The organism is Clostridium guangxiense (assembly GCF_021043395.1).
GTDB classification, from domain to species: Bacteria; Bacillota; Clostridia; order Clostridiales; family Clostridiaceae; genus Clostridium_S; species Clostridium_S guangxiense.
Window position 1 is genome coordinate 47402 of sequence record NZ_JAJNKE010000010.1, and the last position, 17170, is coordinate 64571.

Consider the following 17170-nt stretch of genomic DNA (forward strand, 5'->3'; position numbering starts at 1 on the left):
TCATCTCCTTAGATTTAGTACCGAATGTTCAGTTTAAATAATTATAACATATTTTGTATGTAAAGTATATAAAAGTAATAGATATTATTGTATATATGAAGAATTTGTGTTATGTTATTTTTAGGATGGGAAGTATCCAAACGGAACTTCACCTTAGAATTTTTTTAATTGTATTTTATATTTTTCTTGGATCTTTTAAATGAGATAGGAAAAGTATTTTTATGTAAATAATGTGAAATTAAGTAGATGTTATAGCAAAAGTTACAATTCTGCAGAACATGCAGCAGAGTTTACAAACTCAAAGGCGTATGATAAATTGCAAAATATTGTAATTGAGAGTGACGCATTATTTATAACTACTCCTGACGATGAAATTAAAAAGATTTGGCAAAGTATAAAAAATGTAAAAATAAATGATAAACTTATTATTCATACCAGTGGAAGTTTATCATCTAATATCTTTTCTGATATAAAAAATAAAGGTGCCTTCGGATATTCAATCCATCCTATGTTTCCATTTTCAGATAAATACAATACCTATAGACAGTTAAATAGTGCTTATTTTTCAATTGAAGGAGATAAAGAGTACCTACAGACTTTAAAAACTTTTATTGAAAAATTGGCAAATACTGCATTTATAATAGATGCAGATAAAAAATCATTGTATCATCTTGAAGTTATACCAAAGAAGCATTGCGAGCTTTATAAGGAACTTTCAAGACAGTTATTGTATTTAGCTTTGGAAAAGAACAAAGAAAAAGATTATGGAAGGGTCATTAATTTTTTAGGAGGCAGAAATGATGAAAAATACAGTTGATACTTTTAGAAAATCAAAGGAAACTAAGGAAAAAGTGAAGCCAGAGCTAAAGAACTCATAGAGGATGCAAAAAAAATTGAAGCAGCAGGGGCTTTTGCTATAGTACTTGAATGTGTACCAGCTAAGCTTGCAGAAATTATGAAGAATGCTTTTAAGGATTATATAGAAGATGTGAAGGTAGGTGCCTTTCCAGCAGAGGAACATACTTTTAAAATAGATGAAAGCGTTATTGAAAAACTTTATTAATAGCAGAGAGTAATAAAAAGGAGTGGAAAAGTAAATGAAAACTGTTTATACTATAAAAGAAGTTAGAGAAAATATAAAAGAATGGAAAAAGCAAGGTTTAACCATAGGGCTTGTTCCTACAATGGGATATTTGCATGAGGGGCATAAAAGTCTTATAGAAAGGGCAGCAAAAGAGAATGATAGGGTTGTTGTAAGTGATTTTGTAAATCCAATTCAATTTGGACCGAAGGAAGATTTAGCAGTTTATCCAAAAGACTTAAAAAGAGATGAGGCAGTATGTGTAGCTGGTGGAACTTCTCTTCTATTTAATCCAGAGCCTTCTGAGATGTATTTCAAAGACGCAGAAACTTATGTAAATGTTGATAAAATAACAGAGGTATTATGTGGAGCGAGAAGACCTGGACATTTTAGAGGGGTATGTACTGTAGTTTCAAAGTTATTTAATATTGTTAAACCTGATAGAGCGTATTTTGGTGAAAAGGATGCACAGCAGCTTGCAGTAATAAAGAGAATGGTAAGAGATTTAAATTTTGATATAGAAATAGTAGGATGTCCAATTGTAAGAGAAGCAGATGGACTTGCTAAGAGTTCCAGAAATACTTATCTTACAGATGAAGAAAGAAGTGCAGCTGTTGTTTTGAGTTTGAGTTTGAAAAAGGCTAGAGTAGCTCTTGAAAATGGTGAAAGAAATGCAGATAAATTAATAGAAATAATAAAATGTGAAATTGAAAAAGAGCCTCTCAGTAAAATAGATTATGTTGAGATTGTAGATAGTGAGAATCTTAAGAAGGTTTCAGTAATAAATAAAAGTGTTCTTATTGCAATAGCAGTATATGTAGGAAAAACGCGTCTTATAGATAATTTTACTTGGAGGTAGATTTTTAAATTATGAAAAAATAAAATTATATGATATACTATTTATGTATGTGCATATGTACTACACAGTGTTAAAAGTGGGGTAATTGGTTATGAAAAATAAATCTAAAAAATTTTTTATCATGTTCATAATTGCGTTATTTATGATAAGCTTTTTGGGTGGATGTCAAAGCAGTAGTTCTAGTTCTACTGTAAAAAAGCAAACTAGTGTAAATAAGAAAGCTACAAAAACTCCTGGAGAAATAACTGTATGGGTATGCAGTAAAGATGAAAATGTTATAAATGATCAAATTAACCTATTTAAGAAAAAATATCCTTATATAAGTGTAAAGGTTGTTGCTATGACTTCAAAGGATATTTCGGATAAATACATAGATAGCTGCACAAATGGCAAAAAACTTCCAGATATAATTGAAGTTACAGATGATAGTACGGCAACGCTTATTAACGGTTTTTCAGATAAGCTTTTAAATGTAGCATCAGATCAAGATATAAAAAAAGGAATGTTTTTAAATAATAGAATAAATAATTTATCAAGAAAAAATAGCGTTTATGGTTATCCTTGGTATGTAAAACCTGTTTTTATGCTTTATAGGTCAGATATATTGCGGTCAGCGGGTATAGATGCAGAGGATATAAAAACATGGGATGATTATGTAAGCGTGGGTAATAACTTAAAAAGTTCTGGTAGAAAGCTAACTTCGATTCCTAATTTGAGTGAAATATATAATGTTCAGCTAAATCAGCTTGGTACCGATTTTTTTGATGAACAAGGTAAAATTGATGTTAATGGTAAGAAGGTTATGGTAGCAAATAAATTCATATACAATATCCTGAAAAATCAAATAAATATTGATGTGAGTAACAGCGATTATCTTCAATTATTTGAAAAAGGAAGTATAGTTTCTCTTATTGCCACACCAGAAACTGTTTTGTATCTTGAGAAAAGCCATTCTAATTTAAGTGGTAAAATAGAAATAACTAGGCTTCCAGCTTTTGAAAATGGTGGAAATGACACGGCTTATGTTGATGGTACAAATTTTATGATTTCAGGTTCTTCTAAAAATAAAGATTATGCTGTTAAATTTGTCAAATTTGTAACTGGAGATGTTGATGCCGTATACAACCAATTTAATATATATGGACTTTGCTCAAGTAATACAGCTGCATATACCTATGAAAAAATACATAAGAAAAATAAATATGTTGGAGATATAGATATGTATAAATGGTATATTAATTCAGCTAAATTATTTTCTAATATTATATATAATGAAAATTATAATGAAGTAAGAGACGAAGTTTTAAGAAGTTTAAATGATAACATAAAAAGCAATAAAAAAATAGAGGATATTATGAATGATCTTCAAAAATCTATAGAACCTAAATATAAATAATCCAACAAAAAATGCAGCTTTAAGTATTCCATCTCATGAAGGAATTCAAAACAAAATAGAAGTTCTACTTAGCGAAGATGAGCTAAAAGAACTTCATAAAAGTGCAGACAGAAAACCTTAAAAATGTACTTGAAAAATTTGAACCAAAATAGTAAGGATTGTAGGGCTGTCTATTATACTTCTCCCATTGCTTTTTTATAAACAGCGTTATAAATATCAAGTGTTTTTTCAGCAGTTTTCTTCCAAGAGAAAGTTGCTGAATTTTTAATTCCTCTAACCTTTAAATCATTTCTAAGAGACTCATCATTTAAAACCTTCCATAAAGCATTTTCTATTTCTGAACTTTTAAAAGGATCTATAAGAATTCCGCTGTCTTTTACTACTTCTGGAATTGAAGTTATATTTGAAGTTATTACAGGAGCTCCACAGCTCATCGCTTCAAGTGGTGGAAGTCCGAAGCCTTCATAAAGTGAAGGATATGCAAAAACTTCACAGGTGTTATAAAAAATTGGAAGCTCAGATTCTTTTACATAGCCCGTAAATATAACTTCTTTTGAAATTCTAAGTTTATCACATAGAAGTTTTAGATTATTTAAATCATCTTTGTTTGAGCCAACTATAACAAGACTTACTGGTTGTGTGAGGCTTTTTTTTATTTTACTAAAGGCATATATTAAAGCTTTTACATTTTTTCTTGGACTAAAGCCGCCAATATAAAGAATAAACTTGTTTTTTATGCCGTAATTATTTAAAAGATAACCACTACAGTAAGCTTTATCCATAATTTTGTAGTTACTATTTGCTGCAAGAGGTGTTACATATATTTTATCTGGATTTATAGGAAAAAATTTAAGTAAATCCTTTTTTGAGTATTCAGATACAGTTATTATTGCATCACATTTTTCAACTACAAGTGGTATGCTTTTTAGAAATTTAAGAAGATAACCCTTGCCAACAGTTTCAGGCATTACGTAAGGTATTAAATCATGTATTGTAACAACTTTTATACATGACAAATCTTCACTTAAACCAATGCCGTTTTGAGGTATGTGATATATATCAATATTGTTTTTTATAGTATTATATGGTAAATAGCAGTTTTCAAAAAAATTATGATGTCCTCTTGAAATTATATTTATTTTGCAATTATTATGTTTAAAGGTTTCATAGTCTGTTCCATACCAATATAAGGTATAAGAATTTTTGCTATCAAGGTTTAAAAGTTCTCTAGTAACATTTTCAGTATATGTTCCAATTCCGCTTCCCCTATATAAATTTATTGGTCTAGCATCTATTCCGATATTCATATAAATCTCTCCTAAAAACTTCCTATATATAATAATATTAATGTTTATAATGAAATGTGCTTTAAATCTAAATCACACAGAAAAGTTTATGCTCATATAATAGTGTATAGAATATGTTATTCATATTTTAATAATATTTCAGCGGTGAAATTTTATGATTGATTTAAGTGAAATTAAGGAAAAGTTAAGTAGTAATTATGAAATTGATACTAAAGAAATAAAAAAAATAAAGAACGTATATAAAATAACTGCTAATTCGTCACAATATTGTCTTAAAGAAATACATTATGACTATGGCCATTTTTTGTTTATAGTATCAGCTATTGAGCATCTTATTAAAAATGAATTTGAATGTATTCCAGATATTATAAGGACAAAAGATAAAAGAAATTATATAAAAATTAAAGAAGGATATGCATATCTTACTAAGTGGATAGATTCAAAATTATGTGATTATGATAATACAGTAGAACTTGTTAAAGCTGTGTCAGCTCTTGCAAAGCTTCATATAAAGAGTTGGGGATTTGAACTTACAAAGGAAATGAATCCAAGGATAGGATGGCTAAAATGGATAAAGCAGTTTGAAACAAGGATTGATGAGATGCTGGATTTTAAAAAAAGAATAGAGGCCAAAGAGAAAAAAACTGAATTTGATACTTTATACATGAATATGATGGAAGAAGAAATTATAAGAGCAAAGAAATCTATAGATGATATAGAAAACTGTGATTACTTTTACAAAATGGAGAAAGAAATTAATTACAAAGGTTTTTGTCATCATGATTATGCACACCACAACTTACTCGTTAATTCTCAAAAAGAAATTAATATAATAGACTTTGATTATTGTATTTTAGATACTCATCTTCATGATTTATCAAGTATTATGATAAGAAAAATGAAAAATGGGAAATGGGATATGGCAACAGCTATTTTTATACTTGATGTATACAACTCAGTTTATAATATTGAAGATACAGATGTACCACTGATGGCTGCTTTTATGGAATTTCCTCAAGCGTATTGGCAGATTGGTATACAGTATTATTGGGAAAAACAACCGTGGACAGAGGAGTTTTTTATAAGTAAACTAAAAAAAATAAATGAAGATAAAGAAAATAGACAAGAATTTTTAGAGGAACTTATGACTTTCAAATATAAAAATTAAATTTCATAGAGGTTTCACTTAGTATGAATTATTGAAGGTGATGAAGTGAATAATTTAAAGAATATATCTCTGAAACAATATATTGAGATTAGTGGTATTAATTTTTCTGAAAGTACGCATACAGTAAAAAAAGGCGAAATAACTGAAGAGCTTATTGTTGAGCAATTTCATGTAATTAATAAATTTCATAAGATTTTAAGGGATTATAGAGGATATGATATTAAAAATATAGATAATAAAACTGGAAGGTTAGTTGAAAAATATAAGATGGAGATAAGGCTTGGTAAAAGATACATTAGAAGCACCAAGGGAAATAACATCTCAGATGATTTTAATGATATGCTTTTAAAGTATATCGAAAGAAGTGAAGAATGCGTACTACAAGCATCAAGGAATTATGTTGATTTGATAAAAAGAAGCATGAAAAGCGGAGAGATATGCCTTGAAGATTGCTATTTTGATAATGTATATGAAAATGAACATTTATTTATAAGGGATGCAAGTTCTATATGCTTTGATATGATAGAAATTGATGGCATAAATTTAATAGATAGGATAAAGGTAATAAAGGACGAGTTTGATTGGGAGAAATTAATACATGAGTATGCTTGTATTGAGAAACTTAATGCTTGCAGTGAAGAATTTATGAAGGCACTTATTTCATACCCATCGGAAGTTATGAAATGGTTTAGGAGATATGTTAAAGATGAAGAAAAATTTCCTAAAGACTATTATTTGAAAAAAATAAAAAAAGCAGCTAAGAAGGATGGAAAAAGCATTATTTAGGAGGTAGTAGTATGCTTGATTTAAGCGCTGGAAGAGATAGAGAATTGCTTGAATATGATTTAAATGCTGAGATGTTTGAGGAATTTCAACTCAAAGTTTACAATATAGTTCCTGTTAGAAAAGCATATCTCCTTTCAACGGATAAAGGAGATAAGGTATTAAAGAAGGTGAACTATACTATAGGAGAATTTAACTATATAATTTCTGCTATAAATTATATAAAGAAGAACTTTGATAGGATTGTTGATTTCGCAAAAACTAAAGACAATAAAGAATATTATATAAAAAACGGAGAACTGTACTGCATAATGGATATGATAGATGGAAGAGAATGTGAGTTTAGCAACCCAGTAGATGTTTCTATAGCATCACAGGGACTTAGTAAACTTCACAAGGCTTCAGAGGGATTTAGAACAGAACTTCCTACAAAAAATAATTGTGGAACCTTTATAGAAAGTTTTATGAGAAAAAAAGATGAAATGTTGTTTTTTAAAAAAATTTCTAACTTATATGAAGTAAAGACTGAATTTGATAACATATTTATTAAAAACGCGGATTACTATATTAATAAAATTGATGAAAGTCTAGAACGATTAAAGTTAAGTCAGTATTATAAACTTTGCAGTGAAGAGGATAAAATTGTGCTTTGTCATCATGATTTAGCACATCACAATATTATTATAAATAATGAAGAAGCATACTTTATAGATTTTGACTATTCAATTGTAGATTTAAGAGTGCATGATTTGTGCAATTTTATATCTAAGGCAGTAAAAAATTTTGATTACGATATAAGTAAAGCTGTATTGATATTAGACAATTATTGTAAGGAAACTAGTTTGAAGAAAAACGAGCTTGAGGTTTTGTATGCTCTCTTAAGTTTTCCAAACGACTTTTATACCATAACAAGGGATTATTACAGCAGAAGAAAGGACTGGGGAGAAAAGACATTTTTTAATAGACTTAATAATAAAATTTCAGTCGAAGAAAGTCGGGTGGAATTTTTGGATGAATTTAAAAATAATTTCCTATAAATTATAAAAGCATAAAAAAATAGAGTATTAGAACTCTATTTTTTTATGCTTTTAAAACTGATTTATATGAATTAATGGTTGAAAGTGCTGTGTTTTGCCAGGTTAGATTTTTACAAAGACTAAAACCTCTTGAAGTAAGCTGCCTTCTTAATATATTATTTTCAAGACACTCGTAAATTGATTCACCTAAAGCGTCAGTGTTATGTGGATTAACCATAATTGAGCTTTTACCAAATATTTCTGGAAGTGAAGTTGAATTTGAAACTATAACAGGCGTTCCACATGCCATTGCCTCCAAAGGAGGAAGTCCGAAGCCTTCATAGAAGGAAGGATAAACGAGAAGTTTGGCACTGTTATATAGATATGGCATGTCGCAAAGACTTATAAAGCCAGGAAAGATAACTTTTGAAGTTAAGTTTAGTTTCTCTGTTAGAGAATTGTAAATTGAATATGATATACCTTTTTTTCCTGCAATTACGAGCTTTAAATTTTCGTCTATGCGACTCCTAATTTGGGCAAAAGCTTTTATTATTCCAGCTATATTTTTCCTTGGACTAAAGCCACCAACATATAATATAAAATCTTCACTTATTCCATATTTTTTTTCTATTATTTTTTTGCTTTTAATTTTATCAAGTGGTTTGTAGATCTCCTCTGCTGATAAGTAAGTTACAAAAATTTTATCTTTAGGAAAATTAAAAGCTTTAGCTATGTCATTTTTAGAAAAATTGGAGACCGTTATTATTCCATCACATAAGGAAATTATTTTAGGAAGTTCTTCATTAAAAATTTTAAGATATCTACTGCTTACTGTTTCTGGCATTTTGTATGGAATAATATCATGAAGAGTTATTATAAATTTGCATTTTTTATCCATAGGAAGACCAACACCATTTTGAGGGACATGATAGAGTTCTACCTCATTATCCTTAAGTATGTTTGGTATGTTTACCTCATCCCAAAAGTTATTTTTTATATTAACATTTATATTTCTAAGTTTAAAATTATTATTAAGATTTATGTCAAAGGAAGTTGTATCCGGTAAAAAAATAAAATAGTCATTTGAAAAATCTAGCTTGTTTATATTGTTTATAAGCTCATAAGTATAAGTACCTATGCCTGTTCCTCTATACCATTTCGCTGCTCTTCCATCAATACCTATTTTCATAAGTTATCTCTCCCAAAATCATTACAATCCATTATATTAAAATGAAGTATAAAGTGTTAAAGATATATATTTTTTTCTTCTAAAGTTCTTTCCACTTACATATAAATTAGAATATATGGGAGGTGATTAAAACATGATGAGGGAATTTGAAATAGAAAGACAATTTGATGTTAAAATTGAATCTATGAAACCAAATAAGGGTGTGTATTTTTTAAAAACAAATGAAGGTAGCAAATGTCTAAAAAAAATAAATTATGGTGTTCAAAAATTGTTATTTGTATATGGTGCTAAGGAACATCTTATAAAGCATGATTTTAATTTTGTAGATAAATATTGCCTTAATGTGGAAGGAAATCCCTATGCATTGGTAAATGAGGATATATATACTCTGTCACAATGGATAGATGGAAGAGAATGCAGTTTTACTGACAAGGATGATCTTGTTAAGGCTGCTAAGATATTAGCGCGAATGCATGAATGCTCAAAGGGATATGAACCTCCAGAAAACAGCAAATTGAAAAGCGACCTTGGTAGATGGCCTCATCTTATGGAAAAAAGAGTTAGATCCTTTGAAAAAATGAGGGACATGGCTAGAAAGAAAAATAACAAAACGGAATTTGATGTTAATTATTTAAAAAGTATTGACTTTTTTAAAGAGCAGGGGAAAAAATCAATGGAAATATTGAAAGATTCAAAGTACCCTGAGATATGTGCTAAAACTGAGGAGGAAAAGAGTTTTTGCCACCATGATTTTACTTATCATAATATTATAATTGACAAAGATGAAAAGGTAAATGTAATTGATTTTGATTACTGTAAAAGGGAAGTAAGAGTTTATGATATCTCCAATTTTATGATAAAGGTTCTTAAAAGATGTGATTGGAACATAGAGTATGCCAATATCATACTCAAAGCATACGATGAGGTTTCAAAGCTTCATGAGGAGGAATATAGAGTTCTCTATGCATTTTTGGTTTTCCCACAAAGGTTGTGGAGACTTGCAAATAGGTATTATTATAATGAAGTAAATTGGGGACAAAATACCTTTAACAATAAGATAAAGGAACTTATAGATGAGAGAGAAAAATATACTGCGTTTATTGAAGAATTCAAAAAAACTTATGACCAAAAATAATATAAGAACAGGTTTTGTCTCGCCTTCATAGTATATATGGATACTACACTTAAATTTTATAAAAAAGTGTTGTATCTTTATCTGAGATTTACTGTGGGGTGAGATTTTTGGTTATTGGTGATTTTGTTGCTAGAAAATCACATGATTGTGATATTACATTTAAGATAATAGACATAAAGGAGGGTCCCAATGGTACTTATTGCATCTTAAATGGTGTTAATTTAAGAATAATTGCAGATTCACCAGTGGATGACCTTATGGAAGTTGATTCAAATAATATGGGTGAAATAGAAACTGTATTTAATGAGAACATAAACAAATCTATTGAAAAGATAATAATGGACAGGGGATTAAATAAAGAAGAGAGTATAAAAAAAAACAGAAAAAGGTATAACCACAGAGTGATAAAGAATGACAAAGATGATAAAAATATTAAAAATATGACCTTTGCAAGACCAGGCAAAGTCCTTCATGTTGACGGTGATAGCGAGTATCTTGATGTATGCTTGAAGGTTTATAAACAGCTTAAGATAGATACTGTAGGCAAGGTTATTTCTGAAAAGGATCAGCCGGATCTTATTGTTTCTTTAGTAAAGGAAGTAAAACCAGATATTGTTGTAATAACCGGTCACGATGGCATGATTAAAAATTCAAGAGATTACATGGACATAGAAAGCTACAGGAATTCAAAGTATTTTGTTCAATCTGTTGCAAAACTTAGAGACTACGAACCAAGTTATGATGATCTTGTGATTTTTGCAGGAGCCTGTCAATCTTGTTATGAAGCAATGCTTGATGCTGGCGCCAACTACGCAAGTTCACCTGGTAGAGTTTTAATTCACTGCCTTGATCCTGTTTTTATTTGTGAGAAGGTGGCATATACAAATGTCAGTGAAATAGTAAATATTCAGGAGGTTGTTAAGAACACTGTGACAGGGTTTAAGGGTATAGGTGGACTACAAACTAGAGGTAAGTGTAGAGAAGGGTATCCTAAGTCCGCATATATATAAGTACATCAAAAAAATAAGTTGCTTATGCCTTTGGGGGGTGGCTGGCTTATTTTTTTATTTAGATTTGGCTATGTTTTAAATAAGTGTAAAAATCAACACTTATTTAAAACATAGCACAGCATAAAACATGATCGCAGTTAGTGTATTTGTTATAGTTGTGCCAAGAGTCATGGATGATTACAGTAAACAACAAGTACAGATGAATCTACAAAATAATGAATATGATTGTAGATAAGATTAAAAATATAAGTATATTATATACATTTTTGGAATTCATGATATTAATATGGAAAATAAAACAAAAACAATATTTGCAAAAAAAGTTTAAAAGTGTATAATAAAAAACGTGAGGTATAGAAAATTATATGAGTAAAGTATATAAGGAGGGGATATTAATGGAGAAGAAAATTGATAACTTGGAATTAGAAATAGTTGAATTAAATGATGAAATAAATATTACTGCAGGAGCTACTTTTTCAGGTTCGTGTAGTACATCAACTAGTTGTGGATCTACATCAACTAGTACAACTTGCTAATTTATTAAATTGTTATTACCAATAAAATAGGACAAGTAGAATTTGTATACCTCACACATATGTAATTGAAAAAGGGGGATAGAATTGAATAGCATAGATATTAAAAATGGGATTAAAGAGTATCTGAAATCTCATAACTATATTTCAATAGCAGTTTGTTATAATAATAAACCATATGCTTCAAAGGTAAAATATGTATCAGAAAATTTTGATTTGTACTTTGCAACATTTAAAGATACAAATAAAGCCAAGTATATGTTAAGAAATAATTTTATTGCAGGTACTGTTGATGAGAATAATATTGATGAATTTATTCAGTTATTTGGAGAAGTAGTCTTATTAGAAGAAAAAGATGAAAGAATAAAAGCAATAGATGTTTTAAAAGAGATATTCCCTTATGCAAAGTATTGGATATATGCAGATGATGTATTATTTTTTAAGATTAAACCAATTACTATTAAGTATTCTAAAGGACCCGCTAAAAGAAGTAAAGGACAATATTTTGGAAATGTATATGAACTTAATTTATAAGGAGATGTAACTAAAATGAAAGAATTAAAAAGCAGATTTAGTAGATTGATAGAAGCTTTATTCTACGAATTATTAGTTAGTATAATTTTAGTTATAGTTGTAGTTATGGGATATATAGAATGGAAGATGTTTATCTTAATTATTGGATGTTTTACAATTTGGCCTATTTATGAGTTTATTTATTCATTCTGTATTAAGAATATTAAGGATTCTAAAACCATACAAAAACTTAATATAAAAATAAGTATTTATACATGGCTTATAATTACTATCGTTCTTTGGGTGTGTAATATTATGACAGATAAATCGACTTTATGGGCTGTATATCCAACAATAGGGGTTGCTTGTTGGCCAATTATAGTGAGTATTAAATATTTTTATAATTATAAAATTAATAAAAAAGTTTAAGGAGGAATTTTTATGGATAAATTACCTAGAAAACCATTATTAAAAGCATATCTAAATGTTGTACCAGTAAATGATGAACTTATACAACTAAGAAGCCAGGAAAATATTATTTTATTAAAAGGATCAGCAGTAACTAATATTTTGCCAGATTTACTTCCATTATTGGATGGTTCAAATACTATGAATGATATATATAGTAAATTATCTTATTGTACACAGGAGGTTGTTAATGAGGCAATTTTATTATTGAAAAGTCACTATCTTCTTGAGGATGCAGAATGTAAATATGAAAGTAAATTAGAACAAGAGGAAATAGAGAAATTTAAAAATCAGCTTCAGTTTTTTTCATTATTTTCAGAACGTGTTTTGCCTAATGCATCTGTGATTGATAAGTATAAGCTATTTGATAGCTTAAAGAAATCAAGTTGTCTGGTGATTGGATTAAAGCGTTGTGGCAGAATGATAGCTAAAAAGCTCGTTCAAAATGGACTTGGTACTATTTATTTATATGATAAAACATTACAAGAATACAATTTAGTGGAGACTAAGTATTCATATGAAGATATAATTAAAGAACTTAAAGGTATTAATGAAAAATGTAATGTATTTTATTCTGATAAAAACGATTCTTTGAAAAAAGTAATTGGTAAGGTAGATCTTATAATATTTGCAGAGGATATTGCACTACAATCAGATTTATTAAAGGTAAATAAGTTGTGCATTGATGCAGATAAACCTTGGATAAGTCTGCGTGTTGGAGAATTAAAATTTCAAATTGGGCCAATGGTTGTTCCAAATCAAACAGCATGTTATGAGTGTTTCCAAAATAGGTATAATGGAAACTTGAGCTTTTATGAAGAAGAAATGCAGTTTGAAAAATATAAAGAAGATAATTGGAATCAAATGGAGACATGTGGCTCTGATTTATTTTATTCGATGGCCGCTAATTATCTTGTATGGGAAGTAATCAAACAGATAACTAAGATTTTTACACCAGTTACTTTATCAAGAGTTATTACATTTGATATATTAACATTAGAGACATCAATTGATTCAATTTTAAAAATGCCTCGATGTCCAGTATGTAGCAATATTGAGAAAAAGCCTTTTGTGGAACCATATGCAGTATATTTGCCATAAGGAGGAATAAATATTATGAAATGTATCAACAATGAAGCGGAATTGTCAATAGAGCTAGGAAAAAGTTTGATTAGTAAAAAGACAGGTATTATTAAAGAGTGTATTGAAATAATGAATGAAAATTTTGATCCTAAATTATATTTTTATACAACAAAGATGGCAGATACTTCAAAGTATAAGAATTTTAATAAATGTCATGTTAATAATGGTGGAGCAGGATTAACGAGAATTAAAGCTATGGCATCAGCAATAGGAGAATCTGTAGAACGCTATTGCAGTTCTATTTATAATCCAGAAGAGTTTGTTTTTGCATCTTATAATGAATTAAATAAAGATGCAGTTGATCCAGAACAATGGGCATTATTTGGAGAAAATCAATATAATAATGAAAATTTCATATATAAAAGGTTCACAAAGGATACAAAAATAAATTGGGTTAAAGGTAAATCGTTAGTTACAGGAAAAGATATATATATTCCTGCAACATTTGTATATTTACCTTACATTTCAGATGAATACGAAAAGCTGATATCACCATGCATATCAACTGGTCTTTCTTGTGGAATGAGTTTTGAAAGTGCAGCACTTGGTGGATTATATGAAGTTGTAGAGAGAGATTCTATATCTATAATGTGGTTGAATAAACTTTCTATGCCTTCAATTAACCCTTATGGAAAGTCAAGATTTTTAAAAGATATAATTGTCGATAAATTTGCATGTGATAATGCAGATTATAAATTGGTAGATATAACCACAGATTTAGAGATACCAGTGATTTTTTCTATAAAGAATTTTAATTCTGCAAAAGGGAAGTCAGCAGCATGTGGTGCGGCTTGCCGTCTTGATCCAGAAGAAGCGGCATTAAAGGCAATGATTGAAGCTGCTCAGGGTGCTAAATGGATTCAGTATCTTCAAGTTCAAGATTGGTTCTGGGGTTATAGTGATGATTTTTCTGATATAACGGATTTTCAAGATCATATTCATTTGTATAGTCTTCCAGAAATGAATGATCAATTAGAATTCGTTTATCATGATAAGACTAATAAGGATATCAGCAATATTAAAAATTATAGTTGTGATAATAAAAAGAAAGATTTAAATACTTGTGTATCAATGCTTGTTTCTAAGGGGTATGATGTAATTGCTTGTGATATTACAACTGATGACATAAAACAAATAGGATATCATGTATGCAAAGTTTTGGTTCCAGGTTTACACCAGCTTAATGGTAATCATAATTTTCCGTTTCTTGGAGGTAAAAGATTAAAAGGAGTACCAGATATATTAGGATATGATAATAAATATAAGGAACCTAATTCTTATAATAAACAACCACATCCATTTCCTTGATATGTAAAAATAATTTTAAAGTAATATATGTAAATAATTTTGTGAATTCAATTATATAGGGAGGTATGAAGATGGAAAGTTTTAGTGGTCTTAATGCTAGAGTAACTTATGAAAGAAAAGATGAATTAATATCTGATATTTATCATGAAAATTCTAAAATGAGAAGAGTAGATGGTCAAATTTGGGGAAGACGTTTTCAAGGTATAAGAAGTAATATAGAACTATGTAAAGCTATGTCAAAAACATATAAAGAATATCCCAATAATGAGGCTATATTTCTTGATAAGGAATTTGAAAAATCAAAATTATCTTTTGAAGATGTTGTAATAAATAGGAGAACAACAAGAATATATTCTGGTGATCCTATATCAAAAAATCAGTTAAGCAAAATTCTCTATTTAACATATGGAATTACTATGTCCTTTAAAGCGTTTGGACAGCATGGGGGATTTTTTCATGCTCCAGAATATGAGATTGGACCAAAGGCAATAGATCTTGCAAATGACTATGATGGATATCAGTCATTTAGAGCTCCAGCATCAGGTGGTGCACTATATCCTTTAGAGTTTTATATAGTTATTAAGAATGTAGAAGGAATTGAGCAGGGGCTTTATCATTATAATGTTCGTCTGCATGCATTAGAAATACTAAGAAAAGGTGATTTAGAAGATGAATATAGTGAGTTTACATTTAATGAGGAATGGCAGAAAAAGGCTAGTGTTCACGTAATAATAACAGCTATGATTGATAGAACAAGATTTAAGTATTTGGAAAGAGGATATAGATTTGTCAATATAGATTTAGGACATGCTATGGAGAATATGTATTTGGCAGCTACTTCATGCGAATTAGGATGTGCTGCAATAGGAGGATTCTATGATGATGAAGTAAATAAGTTTATTGGTATAGATGGATTTAATGAAACTGCAATGCTAGTTGCTAATATTGGCACTCATACAGATAGAGATGCTAGTCCATTAATTAAGAGTAATTTAAAAAAGAGAGAATAGGGAGATATTTTTATGAAGATAAAGTTCATATTGCCAGGTTTTAAAAATATGAATAGCAGGGAATTTAAGTCACTTATGTTTCGATATTGGTTTCCTTCACTTACGATACCAATGCTGTCAGCATTAACACCTGAAAACTATGAGATAAGTTTTACTGACGAGGTTTTTGAAAAAAATGATTTTAATGAACAAGTCGATCTTGTTGCAATTAGCGGAATGACTGCGCAAATAAATAGAGGATATCAAATTGCAGATATATATAGAAGTAAAAATGTCAAAGTAGTTATAGGAGGAGTACATGCTAGTGCATTACCTTTGGAAGCTACAAAACATGCAGATGCAGTTATGATTGGTGAAGGAGAATATACATGGAAAGTGATGTTAGAGGATTTTGAGAGAGGAGGTTTAAAGAAATTTTATAAAGCAGACTCTTTTAGTGATTTAAAATGCATTACAAGACCAGATCGTTCAATTTTTGATAATAAGATCAGACCTAAACATGGAACAGTTAATTCTGTGCAAGCTACGAGGGGATGTCCATTTAATTGTGATTTTTGCAGTGTTACTAAGTTTTTTGGAAATTCATTTAGATTAAGGGATATTGATGATTTGATGGATGAAATAATGTCTCTAAATTTAGAAGAAGAGGTTTGTTTTGTAGATGATAATATTTATGGCAATGTTTTATTTGCAAAAGAATTATTTAAGAGACTTAGTGAAGTTAATATACGATGGAGCGGTCAGGGAAGTATTATACTTGCTGATGATGATGAACTTTTAGATTTATGTGCAAAAAGTGGATGTTCAGGACTTTTGATTGGAATTGAAAGTATAAATGAAGATAATTTAATTGATATCAATAAGAAGACAAACCATGTTTATAAATATAAGGAAGCTATTAAGAAAATTCAGAGTAAGGGAATTAAGATTTTAGGTTCTTTTATATTGGGATTAGATAATGATACACCAGATATTTTTGAGAAGACTCTAAAATTTGTTGAAGATACAGAACTTCAGCTTCCGGCATTTAACATACTTACTCCCTATCCTGGAACTAAGATAGCTAAAAGACTTATAGATGAAAATAGAATATTTTCTTTTGATTGGTCTGATTATACTGCAACTAAAGCTGTTTATGTACCTAAAAATATGTCAGTAGATGAATTAAGTGAAGGATATAGATGGTTATATAATAATATACATTATAATATTGGTAAAATAAATAATTATGGATATTAGGTGGATGAATTC

General features: G+C 29.0%; 17 protein-coding genes and 1 pseudogene. 16 read left to right on the plus strand and 2 right to left on the minus strand.

Annotated features, from left to right (window positions below; all coding sequences use genetic code 11):
- The first annotated feature begins 232 nt into the window (after positions 1-232).
- From LQK79_RS08285 to LQK79_RS08300, 4 genes and pseudogenes are all read left to right on the plus strand, one after another.
- Positions 233-817: a DUF2520 domain-containing protein gene (locus tag LQK79_RS08285; RefSeq protein WP_231016191.1), complete on the plus strand. Its 585-nt coding sequence runs from the start codon at positions 233-235 to the stop codon at positions 815-817.
- A gap of 27 nt (positions 818-844) precedes the next feature.
- Positions 845-1063 (plus strand): annotated as a pseudogene (locus tag LQK79_RS08290) (3-methyl-2-oxobutanoate hydroxymethyltransferase); the annotation flags it as partial.
- A 34-nt stretch (positions 1064-1097) separates the two neighbouring features.
- Positions 1098-1940, plus strand: a complete 843-nt coding sequence (panC, locus tag LQK79_RS08295) for a pantoate--beta-alanine ligase (RefSeq protein WP_053241941.1) — start codon at positions 1098-1100, stop codon at positions 1938-1940.
- A gap of 91 nt (positions 1941-2031) precedes the next feature.
- Positions 2032-3336, plus strand: coding sequence for a sugar ABC transporter substrate-binding protein (locus LQK79_RS08300; protein ID WP_231016192.1), 1305 nt, complete (start codon positions 2032-2034; stop codon positions 3334-3336).
- Between the two features lie 173 nt (positions 3337-3509).
- On the opposite strand, the gene LQK79_RS08305 is transcribed toward LQK79_RS08300, so the two are convergent.
- Positions 3510-4643, minus strand: coding sequence for a glycosyltransferase family 4 protein (locus LQK79_RS08305; protein ID WP_231016193.1), 1134 nt, complete (start codon positions 4641-4643; stop codon positions 3510-3512).
- A 157-nt stretch (positions 4644-4800) separates the two neighbouring features.
- Between LQK79_RS08305 and LQK79_RS08310 the strand changes: the two genes are divergently transcribed.
- The 3 genes from LQK79_RS08310 to LQK79_RS08320 are packed head-to-tail and all read left to right on the plus strand — an operon-like array spanning position 4801 to position 7631.
- The gene (locus tag LQK79_RS08310; RefSeq protein ID WP_231016213.1) at positions 4801-5811 is read left to right on the plus strand and encodes a CotS family spore coat protein; all 1011 of its coding nucleotides are present in this window, start codon (positions 4801-4803) and stop codon (positions 5809-5811) included.
- A gap of 45 nt (positions 5812-5856) precedes the next feature.
- On the plus strand, positions 5857-6597 hold the full coding sequence (locus tag LQK79_RS08315) for a hypothetical protein (protein ID WP_053241940.1): 741 nt from the start codon (positions 5857-5859) through the stop codon (positions 6595-6597).
- Between the two features lie 11 nt (positions 6598-6608).
- Positions 6609-7631: a CotS family spore coat protein gene (locus LQK79_RS08320; protein WP_231016194.1), complete on the plus strand. Its 1023-nt coding sequence runs from the start codon at positions 6609-6611 to the stop codon at positions 7629-7631.
- Positions 7632-7674: 43 nt separating this feature from the next.
- Here LQK79_RS08320 and LQK79_RS08325 read toward each other — a convergent pair whose 3' ends face one another.
- Positions 7675-8799, minus strand: a complete 1125-nt coding sequence (locus tag LQK79_RS08325; RefSeq protein WP_053241939.1) for a glycosyltransferase family 4 protein — start codon at positions 8797-8799, stop codon at positions 7675-7677.
- 133 nt (positions 8800-8932) lie between these two features.
- Here LQK79_RS08325 and LQK79_RS08330 point away from each other — a divergent pair, with 133 nt between their 5' ends.
- The 9 genes from LQK79_RS08330 (at position 8933) to LQK79_RS08370 (ending at position 17158) form a co-directional block, all read left to right on the plus strand.
- On the plus strand, positions 8933-9934 hold the full coding sequence (locus LQK79_RS08330; protein WP_053241938.1) for a CotS family spore coat protein: 1002 nt from the start codon (positions 8933-8935) through the stop codon (positions 9932-9934).
- Positions 9935-10041: 107 nt separating this feature from the next.
- Entirely contained in the window at positions 10042-10944 is a 903-nt protein-coding gene (gene yabG, locus LQK79_RS08335; protein WP_053241937.1) for a sporulation peptidase YabG, read from the plus strand.
- Positions 10945-11339: 395 nt separating this feature from the next.
- A complete protein-coding gene (locus tag LQK79_RS08340) occupies positions 11340-11480 on the plus strand; it encodes a hypothetical protein (RefSeq protein ID WP_231016195.1) in 141 nt (46 codons plus the stop codon).
- Positions 11481-11564: 84 nt separating this feature from the next.
- Positions 11565-12011, plus strand: a complete 447-nt coding sequence (locus tag LQK79_RS08345) for a pyridoxamine 5'-phosphate oxidase family protein (protein WP_053241879.1) — start codon at positions 11565-11567, stop codon at positions 12009-12011.
- Between the two features lie 15 nt (positions 12012-12026).
- Positions 12027-12419: a hypothetical protein gene (locus LQK79_RS08350; RefSeq protein ID WP_053241878.1), complete on the plus strand. Its 393-nt coding sequence runs from the start codon at positions 12027-12029 to the stop codon at positions 12417-12419.
- A 12-nt stretch (positions 12420-12431) separates the two neighbouring features.
- Positions 12432-13559: a TOMM precursor leader peptide-binding protein gene (locus LQK79_RS08355; protein WP_231016196.1), complete on the plus strand. Its 1128-nt coding sequence runs from the start codon at positions 12432-12434 to the stop codon at positions 13557-13559.
- Positions 13560-13574: 15 nt separating this feature from the next.
- Complete coding sequence (locus tag LQK79_RS08360) at positions 13575-14909, plus strand: YcaO-like family protein (protein WP_053241876.1); 1335 nt, start codon at positions 13575-13577, stop codon at positions 14907-14909.
- Positions 14910-14980: 71 nt separating this feature from the next.
- Complete coding sequence (locus LQK79_RS08365) at positions 14981-15919, plus strand: SagB family peptide dehydrogenase (protein WP_231016197.1); 939 nt, start codon at positions 14981-14983, stop codon at positions 15917-15919.
- 12 nt (positions 15920-15931) lie between these two features.
- Positions 15932-17158, plus strand: a complete 1227-nt coding sequence (locus LQK79_RS08370; RefSeq protein WP_053241873.1) for a B12-binding domain-containing radical SAM protein — start codon at positions 15932-15934, stop codon at positions 17156-17158.
- Positions 17159-17170: the final 12 nt, after the last annotated feature.

Coding starts and splice junctions, on each gene's coding strand:
- LQK79_RS08305 (WP_231016193.1), bottom strand. CDS start 4,643: ATGAATATCGGAATAGATGCTAGACCAATAAATTTATATAGGGGAAGC.
- LQK79_RS08325 (WP_053241939.1), bottom strand. CDS start 8,799: ATGAAAATAGGTATTGATGGAAGAGCAGCGAAATGGTATAGAGGAACA.
- LQK79_RS08320 (WP_231016194.1), top strand. CDS start 6,609: ATGCTTGATTTAAGCGCTGGAAGAGATAGAGAATTGCTTGAATATGAT.
- LQK79_RS08360 (WP_053241876.1), top strand. CDS start 13,575: ATGAAATGTATCAACAATGAAGCGGAATTGTCAATAGAGCTAGGAAAA.
- LQK79_RS08350 (WP_053241878.1), top strand. CDS start 12,027: ATGAAAGAATTAAAAAGCAGATTTAGTAGATTGATAGAAGCTTTATTC.
- LQK79_RS08365 (WP_231016197.1), top strand. CDS start 14,981: ATGGAAAGTTTTAGTGGTCTTAATGCTAGAGTAACTTATGAAAGAAAA.
- LQK79_RS08355 (WP_231016196.1), top strand. CDS start 12,432: ATGGATAAATTACCTAGAAAACCATTATTAAAAGCATATCTAAATGTT.
- panC (WP_053241941.1), top strand. CDS start 1,098: ATGAAAACTGTTTATACTATAAAAGAAGTTAGAGAAAATATAAAAGAA.
- LQK79_RS08300 (WP_231016192.1), top strand. CDS start 2,032: ATGAAAAATAAATCTAAAAAATTTTTTATCATGTTCATAATTGCGTTA.
- LQK79_RS08340 (WP_231016195.1), top strand. CDS start 11,340: ATGGAGAAGAAAATTGATAACTTGGAATTAGAAATAGTTGAATTAAAT.
- LQK79_RS08370 (WP_053241873.1), top strand. CDS start 15,932: ATGAAGATAAAGTTCATATTGCCAGGTTTTAAAAATATGAATAGCAGG.
- LQK79_RS08330 (WP_053241938.1), top strand. CDS start 8,933: ATGATGAGGGAATTTGAAATAGAAAGACAATTTGATGTTAAAATTGAA.